Origin of the sequence: Rhodopila sp. (genome assembly GCF_035548235.1) — a bacterium.
In the GTDB taxonomy this organism is placed as follows: Bacteria; Pseudomonadota; Alphaproteobacteria; order Acetobacterales; family Acetobacteraceae; genus Rhodopila.
The window spans coordinates 18,026-33,293 of sequence record NZ_DASZTJ010000101.1; the positions used below are offsets into that span (position 1 = coordinate 18,026).

The 15,268-nt window shown below is 64.4% G+C and carries 13 protein-coding genes; 9 read left to right on the plus strand and 4 right to left on the minus strand.

Annotated elements, in window-relative coordinates:
* Positions 1 to 3 precede the first annotated feature (3 nt).
* A complete protein-coding gene (locus VHB27_RS08610; protein ID WP_325599278.1) occupies positions 4 to 2,190 on the plus strand; it encodes a molybdopterin-containing oxidoreductase family protein in 2,187 nt (728 codons plus the stop codon).
* Here VHB27_RS08610 and VHB27_RS08615 read toward each other — a convergent pair.
* The gene (locus VHB27_RS08615; RefSeq protein WP_325599280.1) at positions 2,166 to 2,702 is read right to left on the minus strand and encodes a hypothetical protein; all 537 of its coding nucleotides are present in this window, start codon (positions 2,700 to 2,702) and stop codon (positions 2,166 to 2,168) included. The two genes, VHB27_RS08610 and VHB27_RS08615, sit on opposite strands and share 25 nt — an antisense overlap.
* Before the next feature lie 141 nt (positions 2,703 to 2,843).
* On the opposite strand from VHB27_RS08615, the gene VHB27_RS08620 reads away from it, so the two are divergent.
* The gene (locus VHB27_RS08620; protein WP_325599282.1) at positions 2,844 to 3,701 is read left to right on the plus strand and encodes a D-amino-acid transaminase; all 858 of its coding nucleotides are present in this window, start codon (positions 2,844 to 2,846) and stop codon (positions 3,699 to 3,701) included.
* 26 nt (positions 3,702 to 3,727) lie between these two features.
* Here the strand turns inward: VHB27_RS08620 and VHB27_RS08625 are convergent, their stop codons facing one another.
* Entirely contained in the window at positions 3,728 to 4,402 is a 675-nt protein-coding gene (locus tag VHB27_RS08625) for a GntR family transcriptional regulator (protein WP_325599284.1), read from the minus strand.
* Between the two features lie 97 nt (positions 4,403 to 4,499).
* Here VHB27_RS08625 and leuC point away from each other — a divergent pair, with 97 nt between their 5' ends.
* Positions 4,500 to 5,936 carry a 3-isopropylmalate dehydratase large subunit gene (leuC, locus tag VHB27_RS08630; protein WP_325599286.1) on the plus strand — a complete coding sequence of 479 codons (1,437 nt, stop codon included), beginning with the start codon at positions 4,500 to 4,502 and terminating at the stop codon, positions 5,934 to 5,936.
* A gap of 26 nt (positions 5,937 to 5,962) precedes the next feature.
* The gene (locus tag VHB27_RS08635) at positions 5,963 to 6,553 is read left to right on the plus strand and encodes a 3-isopropylmalate dehydratase small subunit (RefSeq protein ID WP_325599288.1); all 591 of its coding nucleotides are present in this window, start codon (positions 5,963 to 5,965) and stop codon (positions 6,551 to 6,553) included.
* A gap of 49 nt (positions 6,554 to 6,602) precedes the next feature.
* Here VHB27_RS08635 and VHB27_RS08640 read toward each other — a convergent pair whose 3' ends face one another.
* Positions 6,603 to 7,127, minus strand: coding sequence for a c-type cytochrome (locus VHB27_RS08640; RefSeq protein WP_325599290.1), 525 nt, complete (start codon positions 7,125 to 7,127; stop codon positions 6,603 to 6,605).
* Positions 7,128 to 7,363: 236 nt separating this feature from the next.
* Here VHB27_RS08640 and VHB27_RS08645 point away from each other — a divergent pair, with 236 nt between their 5' ends.
* The 4 genes from VHB27_RS08645 to VHB27_RS08660 all read left to right on the plus strand — a co-directional run bounded on the left by VHB27_RS08645 (position 7,364) and on the right by VHB27_RS08660 (position 12,237).
* On the plus strand, positions 7,364 to 8,437 hold the full coding sequence (locus tag VHB27_RS08645; protein ID WP_325599292.1) for an LLM class flavin-dependent oxidoreductase: 1,074 nt from the start codon (positions 7,364 to 7,366) through the stop codon (positions 8,435 to 8,437).
* A gap of 202 nt (positions 8,438 to 8,639) precedes the next feature.
* Complete coding sequence (locus VHB27_RS08650) at positions 8,640 to 9,869, plus strand: YcaO-like family protein (RefSeq protein WP_325599294.1); 1,230 nt, start codon at positions 8,640 to 8,642, stop codon at positions 9,867 to 9,869.
* Between the two features lie 126 nt (positions 9,870 to 9,995).
* Positions 9,996 to 11,744, plus strand: a complete 1,749-nt coding sequence (locus VHB27_RS08655) for a hypothetical protein (RefSeq protein ID WP_325599296.1) — start codon at positions 9,996 to 9,998, stop codon at positions 11,742 to 11,744.
* A gap of 43 nt (positions 11,745 to 11,787) precedes the next feature.
* A complete protein-coding gene (locus VHB27_RS08660; RefSeq protein ID WP_325599298.1) occupies positions 11,788 to 12,237 on the plus strand; it encodes a hypothetical protein in 450 nt (149 codons plus the stop codon).
* A 220-nt stretch (positions 12,238 to 12,457) separates the two neighbouring features.
* Here the strand turns inward: VHB27_RS08660 and VHB27_RS08665 are convergent, their stop codons facing one another.
* On the minus strand, positions 12,458 to 14,464 hold the full coding sequence (locus tag VHB27_RS08665; protein ID WP_325599300.1) for a BTAD domain-containing putative transcriptional regulator: 2,007 nt from the start codon (positions 14,462 to 14,464) through the stop codon (positions 12,458 to 12,460).
* A 90-nt stretch (positions 14,465 to 14,554) separates the two neighbouring features.
* On the opposite strand from VHB27_RS08665, the gene VHB27_RS08670 reads away from it, so the two are divergent.
* Entirely contained in the window at positions 14,555 to 15,262 is a 708-nt protein-coding gene (locus VHB27_RS08670; protein ID WP_325599302.1) for a hypothetical protein, read from the plus strand.
* Positions 15,263 to 15,268: the final 6 nt, after the last annotated feature.

The window sequence follows — 15,268 nt, forward strand, 5'->3', positions numbered from 1 at the left end:
TCCATGAGCGCAACGATCTACGAAGCTCCGCGCATCGCCGCGAAGCCGGGGGAGACTGTCGTTACCTCCACCTGCGGCCATAATTGCGGGGGCCGCTGCGTCGTCAACGCGCATGTCCGCGACGGGAAGATCGTCCATATCTCCACCGACCAGCGGCGCTGGAACCCGGATCTGCCGCCGCTGACCGCCTGCGCGCGCGGCGTCGGGCAGATCGAGCGCACTTACCACCCCGACCGGCTGCAATATCCGATGCGCCGCACCGGACCTCGGGGGTCCGGGCAGTTCGAGCGGATCTCCTGGGACGAGGCGCTCGACACCGTCGCTCGCGAGATGCTGCGGGTCCGGGAGAGATACGGCAACGGCGCGATATTGGACGCGTCGCGGACCGGCAGCACGTCGATGCTGCACGGCCGCCCCGCGGCGCAGCGGTTCCTGTACATGTTCGGCGGCTGCACCGACCTGTGGTCCAACATGTCGGCCGAGGCGGAGGTGTTCTCGGTCCGCATCACCTATGGTACCAACGACTACAAGTCGGCCGGGCGGGAGCCGACGGATTTCGCCAACTCGAAACTGATCCTGATGTGGGGCTGGAGCCCCGGCGACGGCACGTTCGGCACCGGCACGATGGCGTATCTGCGGCACGCCAAGAAGCAGGGGGCGCGCATCATCTGCATCGACCCGCGCCAGACGGCGACCAGCAAGGCGTTGGCAGACGAGCACGTTTTCATCCGCCCCTCGACCGACGCGGCGGCGCTGATCGCGATGACCCATGTCATCGTGTCGGAGAACCTGCACGACCAGGCCTATTGCGATCGCTTCGTGCACGGCTTCGACGAGGGCGCGGTGCCGGCGGGCGCGTCCTACCGGTCGTATCTGATGGGACTTTCGGACGGTCAACCGAAGACGCCGGAATGGGCCGCGTCGATCACCGGCATTCCGGCCGAGACGATCCGGCGGCTGGCGATCGAGTTCGCCCGCGCCAAGCCCGCGGCGCTGCAATGCGGCTACGCCCCGGGCCGCACCGCGTATGGCGAGCAGTTCCACCGCGCGGCCTATGCGATGGCCGCGATCACCGGCAATGTCGGCATCGTCGGCGGCAGTTCGGGCGTGAGCAACGGCGCGACCGGGCGCGGTCAGATGAAGAGCCTGCCGACGGGCGGCAATCCGATCACGTCGAAGGTGGCCTCGCCGCTGCTGGCGGACCTGCTGGCGCGCGGCAAGGCTGGCGGATATCCGGCGGACATCAAGATGATCTATTCGGCCGGCGGCGACCTGTTCAACCAGTGTCCCAACGCGGCGAAGATGGCGGCGTCGCTGGATGGGGTGGAGTTCATCGTCGGCCAGGACCATTTCCTGACGCCCACCGTGCGGCACGCCGATATCGTGCTGCCGGCGACGACCTTCTGGGAACGGAACGACGTCCATGTTCCCTGGGCCGGGGCCGGCCATTATGCGATCTACATGAAGCAGGCCATTGCGCCGATGTACGAATGCCGCAACGACATCGACATCTTCGACGAATTGTCGCGCCGCATCGGCATCAACGGCTACAACACGAAGACCGAGGCGCAGTGGCTGCGCGACCTGTCCACGCCAGCGATCGACGATTTCGAGTCGTTCTCGGAACAGGGCGTCGCGCGTTTCCCCGCGCCGGCCGACGCGGTGGCGTTCGCCAATCAGATCCGCGACGGCGTCCCGTTCAAGACGCCCAGCGGAAAGATCGAAGTGTATTCCGAGGTTCTGGCGTCGAACCCGAACCCGTACGGGCTGGGCGTCATCCCGCCCATCCCGACCTGGTTCGCGCCGACGGACGATGCGCAGCGCTTTCCGCTGAGCCTTTGCACGCCCAAGTCACGGGCCCGCACGCATAGTATCCACGGCAACCAGCCGCATCTGTCCCGCGTCGATCCGGATACGGTCTGGATGCATCCGATGGATGCCGCGGCGCGCGGGCTGGCGGACGGACAGCCGGTCAAGGTGTTCAACGATATCGGCGCGACGGTGCTGCCGGTGCAGGTCACCGATCGTATCCTGCCCGGCGTCGTTTCGATCAAGGAAGGGGCGTGGTTCGCGCCGGGGGCGGACGGGGCCGATCGGTCCGGCTGCGCGAACGCGCTGACGACGGACCGGGCCGCCCCGTGCGGGGCGACGACCTACAACACCAATCAGGTCGAGGTCGTCGCGGCCTGACCTGGCCGCCCCTTGCGTCCGGCAACGCGCTGGTCGCGCTGGCGCTGCTTGAAGGCTTCGGGCCAGGCCAGGCCGTGAGCCTGCGCATAGGCCGCGACCCTCCTGCTTTCCTCGATAAGGGCCGAGATGGCCGCAATGCCGCGGGGTTCCGGTTCCAGCCGCGGCTCCGGACGGCCAGCCGCTCGGGCCGCGCGCAGTTGCTCCAAGCGGCTTTCCGCCTTGTCGGCTTCCTGGCAGAGCATGATGGCGCCGCTGCGCAGGCGCAGCACGCGCGGTATCGGCATCTCACGGTTCGCCGCCTGGGCAAGCGCCTCGCCGGACTGGAGATTGTAGATGACGACCCGAGCGGCGAGACGCAGTTCGGCTTCGGTCCGCGGATTATAGCTTTTGAGCATGGCGACGGCGTCCTGCCGGGCGGCGTCGACGTCCCCTTCTGCCCCGCCGCGCAGGAGCATGGCGAGTTGGTGCAGGATGCCCATCAGCACGGCTTGGGGGAGATGGTCGAAGGTCATAGATCGCTCGTTCGGTTGCTGTCGTTTCTCTTATAGGCTTTTATACCTTCGTGTCAAGAATTTTTCCTAGCACAACGGCCATGGCCATCACGGCGGCAATTCCGCTAGAAAGGCCCGGTTGTCGCGGAGAGCCAGAGCCTCATGAGCCGTATCGTCTATGTCAATGGTGCTTACTTACCGGAAGAGCAGGCGACCGTCTCCATCTTCGATCGCGGCTTCATATTCGGCGACGGGGTGTATGAAGCGACGTCCGTCATCGACGGTGTCCTGGTCGATGTGGAGGCCCATCTGGCGCGGCTGGAGCGGTCGTGCCGCGAGATCAAGCTGTCCCTGCCCTGGTCGCGCCCCGAACTGGTCGCGATCCATCGCGAACTGATCAAGCGGAACGGGTTGAACGAAGGCAGCGTGTATCTACAGGTGACACGCGGCGCGGCGGACCGGGAGTTCCCGTTCCCGAAACAGGCGGCCTCGACCCTGGTGATGTTCACCCAGGCTCGGCGGCTGCTGGATGCGCCGGCGGCGAAGACCGGCATCAAGGTGGTCAGTGCGCCGGACCTGCGCTGGGCGCGGCGGGACATCAAGAGCGTGAACCTGCTGGCGTCGGTACTGGCCAAGCAGTTCGCGTCCGAGAACGGCGCGCAGGAAGCGTGGATGCTGGAAGATGGCGTGGTGACCGAGGGCGGATCCTCGACAGCGTGGATCGTCAAGGACCGGACGCTGATTTCCCGGCCGCTGTCGGAAAAGGTCCTGCCGGGCATCACGCGGCAGGCGGTGCTGGCGTTCGTGGCCGAAAGCGGGTTCACCTTCGAACAGCGGGCGTTCACGCTGCAAGAGGCATTGGCGGCGGACGAGGCGTTCATCACCTCGGCCACGAATTTCGTCATGCCGGTCGTGGAGATCGACGGACAGCCGATCGGCAAGGGCGTGCCGGGGGAGACCGTGGGACGGCTGCGGGCGTTGTATATCCAGTTCGCGCGGAAGGGCGGCGCGCTGGGGTAGCCGTTCCCCAGCCCCTACCCAGCCCCCTACCCCCTGCGCCCCTCGATCACGGCCAGCCCCCGCGCGCGCAAGCCGCGGCGGTCGTCGCTGAGCGAACGTAACAGGCGGTCCCGTGTGTCGCGGATGTGCTCCGCAGCCTCCCGCGCCGCGTCGTCGGCCTGGTGGCGGCGAATGTAGCCCAGGATGCGCCGGTGTTCGGCCCAGGCTTGTTCGCGCGATGGCTCCGTCCAGACCTCCAGCCAGCGGGCGCGTGACAAGCGGGTCATCACGCCTTCGATGCCCTTGACGATGAACGGGTTGCCCGACAACCGCGCGATCTCGACGTGGAAATCGGTGCCGACGCGGTGCCATTCCTCGCGCGGGGCGCCGGACTGACAGGCGTCCAGCATTTCCTCGATCGCGGCCAGGTCAGCCTCCCCGGCGCGCGAGCAGGCCAGGCGGACCGCCGTCGCCTCCAAGGGTTCCCGGAACTCGGCCAGCGCTTCCAACTCGCCCAGGTCGATGGGCGCCACCATCCAGTTGCGGTTGTCGCGGCGGACAAGATCCTCGCTTTCCAGCCGCGCCAGGGCGGCGCGGATGGGGGTCCGCGAGCCTTCGAACTGGCTTTCCAGCCAGCGTTCGGTGAGGCGTTCGCCGGGAATGAGGTCGAGCGAGAGGATCATTTCCCGCAAGCGATCGTGGATCTGCAGCATCTGGGACATGGCGTTGAAGGTGATGGAACCCGATTTTGGCCCTGGACTCAATATCCCAATATGGTATCCCATTACAGGATAAATTGGGATACCAAGAGAGGATGCCATGGGGCAGACGTTGTACGAAAAGGTCTTCGACCGGCACATCGTGCGGGAGGTAACGGCCGGGCAGTACCAGCTCGCGGCCGATCTCCATTTCCTCAACGAAGTCTCCAGTCCCCAAGCGTTCGAGGCGCTGCGCGAACGGGGGCTGCGCGTGCGTCACCCGGGCCGGACTTTCGGCAGTGCCGACCATTCGATCTCGACCGGCGGGGACCCGCTGGATTTCGTCGATCCGATGGCGGCCGAACAGGTCGAGGCGATGGGCCGCAACATGGCCGCGTTCGGCCTGACCTATTTCGATCCATCCCGGGGCGAGCATGGGATCGTGCACGTGGTCGCACCCGAGCGGGGGCTGACCCAGCCGGGGATGGTGATCGTATGCGGGGATAGCCATACCTCCACGCACGGCGCGTTCGGGGCGATCGCCTTCGGCATCGGCACCTCGCAAGTGCGCGACGTGCTGGCGAGCCAGACGCTGCTGATGGAAAAGCTGAAGGTGCGGCGGGTCGAGATCACCGGCCGGCTGGCCCCCGGCGTCTACGCCAAGGACGTCGCGCTTCACGTCATCCATGTCCTGGGCGCCAAAGGCGGCGTCGGCTTCGCCTATGAGTTCGGCGGCGCGGTGGTGGACGGGTTTTCGATGGAAGAGCGCATGACGCTCTGCAACCTCGCCATCGAAGGCGGCGCGCGCTGCGGCTATGTCAATCCGGACCAGACGACCTATGACTATCTGCGCGGCCGCGACCATGCGCCGCAGGGTGCGGCATGGGACGAGGCGATGACCGCCTGGGAGCAGGTTCGGTCCGATCGTGATGCGGCCTATGACGACGTCGTCGTGCTACGCGGCGAGGACATCCAGCCGATGGTCACCTGGGGTGTGTCCCCGGATCAATCCGTTCCGGTGGGCGGGGCCGTTCCCGATCCCACTGCCATATCCGGACAGGAACAGGGTCCGACGCGGGACGTCCTCGACTTCATGGGCCTGCGCCCGGCCGCGCCGATCGCGGGCACGCGGATCGACGTCGCGTTCATCGGATCCTGCACCAACGGGCGGGTTTCGGATTTCGAGGCCGTCGCGGACCAGTTGCGCGGGCGGGGATTGCGCGTGGCGCCGCATGTCCGGGCATTGGCGGTCCCGGGGTCTCGGCGCGTGCGGGAGGCGCTGATCGCCAAGGGGATCGACAAGGTGCTGATCGAGGCAGGGTTCGATTTCCGCGACACCGGCTGTTCGCTGTGCTGCGGGATGAACGCCGACAGCCTGAAGGGCCAGGAGACCTGCGCGTCGTCCTCCAACCGGAATTTCCGCGGGCGGCAAGGTTCGCCGACGGGCCGCACGATGCTGATGTCGCCGGTCATGGTCGCGGCCGCCGCGATCGCGGGCGAGGTAACGGACGCGCGGCGGTTCTTCGCACAGCCGACCGAACCGGGAGCGAAATCATGAACACTGTCTCCGACGATCCGCGCATCGTGTCGGTCTCCGGCCGCGCCATGACGCTGCGCGGCGACGACATCGATACGGACCAGATCCTGCCGTCCCGCTATCTGAAGGCGATCACGTTCCGGGGCATGGAAGCGCATGTCTTCGCCGACAACCGGGAAGCGGCGCGGTTGCGGCAGCGCCGGCACGCGGTCGACGATCCGCGGTTCGCCGGCGCGTCCATTCTGCTGGTGAACCGGAATTTCGGTTGCGGCTCGTCGCGGGAGCATGCGCCGCAGGGGCTGCGGCGGTTTGGATTTCAGGCCATCGTGGGAGTATCGTTCGGCGAGATTTTCGCCGGCAACTGTGTGTCTGTGGGAATGCCCTGTGTCCAGGCGTCCGACAGTGTTGTTTCGATCATGCAGCGAATAAACGAGGCAGCGCCGTCGACACGATTCACGATCGATCTGGCAATGCTGACAGTGTCGGCAGGGAATGAAAGCTTCCCGGTCACGCTAGCGGAGGGCCGTCGGCGGCAATTCCTCGACGGTACATGGGACCCGACGTCAGTGCTGCTCGGCGCCGGGGACGCTATCGAGCAGACGCTGACAACGCTGTCATTGGCGGCCTCTGCCACCTGATGCCGAGGCCGCGCGCTGCGGGCGCCCTAACGGCTGGCAACGGCCGCGATCAGTTCTTCACCTGTTTCCAGGCCTGCTCCGGCGCCGCTGGCAGCTTGTCCATGTGCTTCAGGAAAAGTGCCAGCGTCCACATCTGCTTGTCGGTCAGTACGCCCTTCCAGGCCGGCATGCCCGTCCAGCGGATTCCGTTCTCGATCTTCCAATAGGTCCATCCTTCGGGATCGTCCTCCACGCCATCGGTTGCCATCTGCGGCGGGCGCGGAAACTCGCCGCGCGCGACCGGCGATGCGGCGGACTCGCCCTGGGCCGAGCCATGGCAGATCGCACAGTTCTGCCCATACAGCGTAATGCCGGCCATCAGATTTTCCTCATTGAGCGGCATCGGGTTCGGCCCCTTGGGCGCCTCGGCTGCCAGGGTCGCCCGCAGCGAGGTGCGCGCCGCCCAATGTTCCAGCGGAAGAGGCTTGCCGTCCAGCGAAGCCGCGGGAACCATGCCGTTGGAAATCACCAGGTAACCGCAGACTGCGCCCGCAATCAGGACGACGGCGATTCCGAGAACGAAGCCTCTGAACATGATCCCCCCTTTAGCGGCCGATCTGTACCGACCACTGTGTCAGCGGTCAGTGAGCACACCGTCACGACCTGTTGTATGTGGCATACGCGACCCAGCCACGGCGGTGAATTATCTGTCATTCGAGACACGATCTGCACCTCGAGCGATCCTGATTGACCGGATTGGGATCAACCGAATCAGGATTGACCGGTTTGGGCGGCGCGATACGCTGGCCGGAACTGCGGGAGGCAACAATCATGGAATTCGGCATCGGCATTCCGACGTCCGGCGATAGCTGGAAAGTGGCTCAGCGGGCGGAGGAACTGGGATTCACCCACGCCTGGTTCTACGACACGCAGATGCTGGTAGGCGACCCGTTCGTCGCGATGGGGGCTGCTGCGCTGAAGACGTCCCGGATCCGGCTGGGCACCGGCGTGCTGGTGCCGACGAACCGGATCCCCGCCGTGACGGCGTCGGGGTTCGCGACGCTGAACGCGATGGCGCCGGGGCGGATCGATTTCGGCGTTGGCACCGGGTTTTCCGCGCGGCGGGCGATGGGTCTCGGGGCGATGAAGCTGGCGGACATGGAAGAGTATATCCGTGTCGTCTACGCCCTGTTGAACGGCGAAACGACCGAGGCCGAGGTCGATCCCGGCGTCCGCAAGAAGCTTCGGTTCCTGAACCCGGAACTGGGCCTGATCAACATCAAGGACCCGGTGCGGCTGCATATCTCCGCGCTCGGCCCGAAAGGGCGTCAGATGGTGGCGCGGCATGGCGCGGGCTGGAAGATGGTGATGTCGGGGGTCGACGACGGGCTCGCCGGCCTGCGGGGGATGCAGAAAACGTGGACGGAGAGCGGCCGTGCCACGGCGGACCTGTATTCCTCGGGCTGGGTCTGGGGGTGCGTGCTGCGCGACGGTGAGACGCTGGACAGCCCACGGGTGCGTGCCGAGGCAGGGCCGCGCGCGGCGGTGCTGCTGCACCGAGCGGCGGACCTGGATATGGAGGGGTGGATGAACACCTCCCCGGTGGCGGATAGCGTGAAGGAGACGCTGCAGGGCTATATCGAGGCGGCGCGGCGGTTCGAACCGGCGGATGCGCGGTACCTGCTGAACCACACCGGCCATTGCCTGGCAGTGAAGCCGGAGGAGGAGCGGTTCGTCACCGCGGAGCTGATCCGCCAGACGACGTTCACCGGCACGGAGCAGGACTTGAAGCAGCGGATGGAGGCAATGCGCGATGGCGGGCTGTCGCAACTGGTGATCCCGGTGGTGCCGGGACACGAAGGGGCGATCGAAGATTGGGGGCGACTGGTGCGGGCGTTTCAATAAGGGTCTTTGTCGGAGGGAACGGTCACCCGGTCGCTCGTCAAAAGGGATAGGCGGCGGCATCAAATACGCGCCGCCCAAAGTCAAGCTCCCGGCAAGACGCGGCAGCCCGCGACCGCCGCCGACGCAATGTGCAACGGTGAAGGCGTGGGCGGGCGTCGCTTTCAGGTTGTTTGTGGATGGAAGGCTGGTTTTGGGGGCGGGCATGCAAGAGCAAATACTGGAAGAGTGTGCTCGCGTACTGATTGAAGGTCAGGCGTTTGCTCGGCAATCGGAGACGATTCAATCGTTGTTGCGAGCCTTGGAGTTCGACGAGGCGGACGTCGCCGATAAGCACAACCGCGCGAAGCTGTTGCAGGCAGCTTCGGGGTTTGCGCGCCTGTTTCAGCTCAGGTCCCCGGATGCGCCGGGACTGACCTTCTTCGGTGCCCAAGCGGATCCTGGCGACATTGCTCCCGGCGGAACGGGGCAGCCTCGATTCTCGTCGTCAGGCGTGGGATTGACATTTCGTGCCGCCTTCGAAGGCTGCGTCGGAGAAGCGGTCGAATTGTTGTCGCAAGTGGAGTGCGGCGAGGATGGTGGGCAGGAAGAGATCGGTGCGCAGAACTTGCTCGACGGCGCTCGGACTTCCTTTCCGGCAAGTCTTTGTTTGCGGCGCGGCGCGGGGCAACCGGCGCCCCCCTGGCCACTGAGCATCGGCTGTTCCGCCGGCACGTCGCATGAGGCCGCGACGCTGCGCGCGCTGCTGGAATTGATTGAGCGTGACGCAGCGGCCCTTTGGTGGCGTGGTGGCGTACGGGCCCATGCCGTTCCGATGGACAGTGAAGCAGCACGGCGCGTTACCAGCCTGCTTGGTTCAGCGCGAGGTGCCGGCCAGCGACGGCAATGCTGGGTGCTGGATATTTCGAGCGACCTTGGAGTGCCGTGCGTCGTTGCCGTTTCCGTCGGACAGCAAGGGGGCGACTTTGCGTGCGGAGTGGCGGCGCGGCTGAGCCTGGCTCGTGCTGCGGACGCCGCGGTGCTCGAAATGTGCCAAGCGGAACTCGCCCATCACGTCGTGGCGGCGAAACGGCTTGAAAGCGGCGACGGGGCGCTCAACGCGCACGACCTGGCCCACCTTCGGCGCCGGCATGAACTGCCCGTTGAAGACTGTCTTCTGCTTCACCCGCTTCCCCCGCGCGTGGACAACCTTTTCAATACCGATGCGAGCGACGTTGCGACGGCGCTTCGGGTGCTGCTTGAGCACCTCAAAAGCCATGGCATTGATGCCTTCGCCATTGACCTGACGCGAAAGCGGTTTGGTATCCCGGTGGTCCGCGTGCTGTGCCCCACACTGGAAAAGGAGCCGTCGCAGCTGGTCGGCGATCGGTTGCGGACCGCGATCGAACGGACCGGCGGGGGCGACGTTTTTACGCACGGCATTCCGCTGATGTGACCTTGCTGTCTCGATTGCTTTTCACTCACGATACGCTCACGCTCGCGCGACTAAGGGGGATCGCGTTAGCGGGGAACTGACATGGGGCACCATGGGGGCGGACCGGTGCGGCCGCGCGGTGGGCAAATGCTGCACCGTGATGCCGTGATCCAGGTGAAGGCAGCAGACGAGCCAATCGGCTTCAGACACTACGTGCTGGACGACAAGAGCGAGCCTCCTCCCCTCGCTGACCGCCAGGCGCAAACCGAACATGCCGCTCGGCTGGAGCTGCGCATGACAGCGTCTCTTCCTTGGGGAGCGGCGCCCACGAACCTGCCGCGGGCCGGCGACTTCATTACGAAGCCGCGGCCGGACGATGCCGACAATCCATATATACCATCTGGCTATACCTATTTCTCGCAGTTCGTCGCGCATGACATGGTCTCGACACGGAACCAGTTCTGGGCAGTGGAGAAGCTCGAGACCGAGACGCAGAACGATCGCTCGACGCGCCTGCGGCTGGATGCGTTGTATGGCGCCGGACCCAACCAGATCCCGATCATCTATGCTCCGGCTGACGACAACGATCTAAGCCGGGGCAAGCTGCAGATTGGACGGTCGGGACCGATCCCGCTGCCGGACGGTTCGAAGATCTGTCCGTTCCGCGACATAGCCCGGGTGAAAGTGTCGAATGCCCTGCACGACCTCCCCGGCTTGACCGAGGCGTTGGTGGCGGATCAGCGCAATGACGATCACGCGTTGATCTCGCAACTGACGATGGTGTTCTGCCATCTGCACAACATCTTCATCGATCGTCAGGTTCCGGTGAACGCCGACGACCCGATGTTCAGCTTCACGCATGACACGACGGCGCTTTTCAACAAGGCGCGTGCGGCGACAACGCTGATTTACCGGCGTCTGGTACGGGACGACCTTTTGAGGCGGCTGCTGCATCCGGCCGTGTACGAGTTTTACATGGGAACGACCGGACCTGTGCTCGATAGCCTCGCCGGTTCGCGGAAAGCGGGCATACCGCTGGAATTCTCGCACGGAGCCTTCCGCTTCGGTCACGCCATGGTCCGGGAGGCCTATCAGATCAATGAGAGTACGCCATCCATAGGATTGTTTCTACGCGACGCCCTGGAGCGGTTCTCGTCAGCCCGCAATGTCCACATGCAACCGATGGATCGCAGTTGGTTGGTCCAGTGGTCGAATTTCATCAACATTCCCGGCTCGACGGACCCCGCACGTATCAATCTGAGCCGGCGCATCGGGCCTAGGTGCCCATTGTCGCTGTTCGGGCCGGAGTTCGGGGCGATCGATCCATCCTCGGGCCGTGGCATGTTCTATCGGGACTTGATCAGCGCTGAACTGGCAAATCTTTGGCGGGTCAATGATTTGCTGGAGGCAATGCGGCGTCATCCCGACTTGCGGGGGATCGTGGACGAATCACCGTTGCTGCAGGGAAAAGCTTGGGTTGAGGCGATCGCCGCCTGGTTGCCGCAGGGGGATTTTCCAGGCGGCAGCGCCGGACCGTGGGACGGTCTCTCGGACCAGGATAAGAAGCAGGAGATCGCGGCGATCGCGGCGGATCCGCCACTGCCGTTCTTCGTGCTGTTCGATGCATGGCAAGACCCGGAGAGCGTGGGCTGCCGACTGGGACGGTTCGGCTCGATTTTGGTCGCCGAGACGCTGTTCGGGGAACTGCGCAACCAACTGGACGTCGAGAAACGACCTGGCTCGCTTTCAGACCAGCTGGAATCCCTGCACGCAGGGTTCGCCGCTGATACGGCGTTCGACAAGGAACCCCTTACGCTGGGTACAGTCATCAGCTTCATCAATAGATGCCTTGCAAAAACGGAGACTCAAGAGATGAGCCTTCTGTCGCTGCTGTAGGCGTCGGACAAAGCAAGCACACAACGGAAAAGGAGAAGCACGGATGCCAATCGCAGCAGTACAGACCCCATTCGTCCCGGTTCAGGTCACCGGCAGCTACGAGGATTGGGGTAGCCTTGTTCTGTCCTGGGCGGCCGGGGCCGCGACCCCGCCGGGCGCGGCGTACAGCGATGACAGTACGTGGCGCTATGTATTTCCGGCTCAGGCCGACGGGCACAAGCAGATCGGCACGGATGGTGCCGGCGTAATCTTTCCTGACACGGTTCAGGAGGTGGTTTTCGTGCGCGACACAAGCACGCGCCGCTATGTCCGGCTGCCCGATCCGGAGATGGCGAAAGCGGCGCAGGATGAGATGGCGGCCGGCAGCAACTACAGCCTGCCTCGGTTCTATTCGGATGCCCCGCTCAATTGCGAGATGCCGGAGAACTTGGCGCAGAAGTTGAAGTTGCAGAAGGAACGAGTCGGAGACTACAGCATCGGAAGCTGCATGTGACGCCAACAGCCCCACGCAACGACCTCTTCTGTCCGCTTCCGCGAAACGGCAGGGCGAGTTTGCGTGGGGATCATGGTGTATGCCTTGGCATGCAGCCGCTAAACGTGGCACGGGCTCGCCCGAGCACACGGCGTGTCCGAGCGGATGTTTAATCGTTTCGGTGATCGTAGCGCGCGGCAATCCGGGTGGCTGTGTGACGGGTGTCTGCCCGGCGTTGCAACTACCAACCGTGATGCCGTGCCCCGCCGTCAGGGATGCCTGCGGCAACGAGACCGGTGCGCAGCCGCTCCCAGATCCCGTGGTCGGAGATCGGAAACATGTGCAGAAGCCAGCGGCCGATTGCCGGGTCGGTGGGTGGCTCGTCACCGACCCAGGATGACCTTGCAAGGTTGAGGAACCGGATCCCGGATTTCCGTGCCTCGGACGTGTCACCCAGATGCGCGAGCGCGGCGGCGCGCCACGCGATCATGCCGAGCATGACGTCCTGGGCGTGGTCTATGGCCTCAATCGTTTCGGCGTAGTCAGACTGAAGAAACGCGATCTGCGCCTTATACGCCCAGTGGAGTCGAGTTGGCGCCAAGGTCGAGTCAAGGGATCGCGCGGCGAGGCGCGCCGCTTGCTCCACATTGCCGCAATAACCAAGGCACAGCGCGCTGGAGATCAGCGCCCAGGAATCGCTCGGGTTCAACTGATGGGCAAGCTCCATGTGCACGGCGGCTTGCCTGTAATTCTTCGCCATGGCCAGCGACCAGCCCAGTGCCAACTGCGATCGGGAATCCATCGGATCGAGAGCGACCGCCTTCTGCGCCAGGCCGAGGGTTCGTTGCTCGTTGCGCGCCGATCGATGTACGCCTGGATGAATGAAATGAGCGATGTTGTTCATTTGGGCCAGGCTGCTGTACCCGGGCGCGAAATTCGGTTCGCGCTGAATGGCGGCGGTGAACATTTGCGCGGCCGTCGTCCAGTTCTCTGCGCTGAAACGATTCAAGGCGGCCTGGCCGCGCAGCCATAGATCGTACACTGCCAACGAAACGACCGGCTCACCGGAAATCCGGCTCAGGCGGCCCATTGAAACCTGCACGTTGAGCGATATCGCGATCCGACGGACGATCTCTTGCTGCGACTCGAACCAGTTCGAAAGGGTCAGAAAGAAACGGTCGCTCCAGATGTGGATGCCGCTCGCCAATTCGCGCAGAGTGAGCACCAGGCTAATGGCTTCGCCGGCGCGGTATGCCGTCGCGGCGACACAATAGGCAGCGGAGACGCGGCCTTCCACGACCCCGTCTGTCGAGAGGGTGGAGCCAGCGACGACGAACCATTCACGGAACCGGACCAGGCAGGCCATCAGGTCGTGACGGAACCCTTCGACCAGATGGAGGCTGTCGGGCTCGATGCCCATCATCCCGAAAGGTTCGATCAACAGCGCCAGGCGTGCATCCGCGTCGAAGGGCAAAGCCGGCAATTCGACGCGGACCTGCGGCGGTTCGGGAAAAATGTCCGGCACCTTCGCCGAGGGCGGAGGCTGCGGCTCCGGTTCGATATGGCCCTGCTTGATCTCGGCGATCAGCGCTATGGTTTCAGGCGATGGTTCCGCATCGTATTCGGTGTCGAGAACGTCCCACAGCGTCTTATAGGCCCGTTGCGCCGCGACGACGTCGCCGATCTCCGCACTCAGGCGCATATAAGCACGACATGCCCCTTCATGGGTCGGATCGAGGTTCAGGATCGCCTGGGCGCATTCGCGGCGAAGGTCCCGATGCTCCGGTCCCAGGCGGAGAATCGTTTCGAGGCATCGTATCAAATGGTCATGGAATCCCTGACGCCGAGCCCTGGCCCAAACCGAAAAGGCGGGGTCAACGTGGTCAAGGTCGCGTAGATAAGAATCGGAAATGAATGGCTCGTCGATCAGCTTGGGATGCAGACGGTTCGCCTGTGCCACCTCCAACAATACCTGGGCGTCCACCTCCAGGCCTTCCTCGCCAAGCGCGATGCGCTGGCGGCCGCGTTCCAATCCCCCGAAGCCGGCGGCCTCGAGGTCCTCGCTCAGTTCATGCAGGACCTGCCGAAGCGAGGAGCGTGCTTTCGCCTCTTCCGACTCGCTCCAGAGCAGGCCGACCAAACGCTCCCTGGTTTCCTGCCGCCCTTCGGTCAGCGCAAGATAGGCGAGCAAGGCGCGTGCCTTGCGGCTCCGCAAACGGACATCACGTCCCTTCGCGATGGCGCGCATGGGGCCCAGTACCGATATCGCAAGCCGCGGCGCCGTGTTTCGGGAGGCCGCAACGGCTTGCGTTGGCAGCGTTAGGTTCATGTTGCTCGCATGATCCTGTCTTGCTCGACGTCAGTGTCAGAAAGCTGCGGTGCCAAATCGATCTTCCTGCAAATCACGCTACAATCACACCCTTTGCTCCCCAATGTGCGGGTCGGAGTTGTTCCGGCTGTAAGATACACAAGGACGGTTGTGGTTCACGCCAGCTTCATCGCAGCATTGGCAACCGATCTCGCATTTGGCGACTATAATAGTCTCCTGACAATCGAGGCGAGTCAATCTCAGTGGGTTATCGTTTCGAGTTGGGGTGAAAATGGTGATTTTCTCTCCCTGTCGTTAACGAATATCAAAATAGATACACCCGACCTGGCCCCGGTCGGATTGCAGCCGGTTCGGACATACCTTGCCGTGCTCGCGGCCCGAACAGCCACCGAAGAGCAAGAGGAAAGCGAATATCTTCTGGTGCGGCACCGCCCGCCCGGGACTGCGGTCGGTGGGATATTCCACCCGTCGGACGGCTTTGTTCGGGTCGTGCATCGGAATGGTGGGTTGACGGTCGTGGCGCACGGGCGATACGCGCATTGCCACGGGCAACACGAAGGACAACTCGTTGTCCAGGATATCCCCTATCCGCCTCTCGGCTACGACAAGGCCCGCGCCTGGCATCTGAGCGGGACAAGGCGGCCGTGGGTCGGCGAGTTCGATGTTTCCGCCTCGTCAAGCCCACCTCGCCCCGCCGGGTCGTCCGGTGACGCGTGAGCAGAC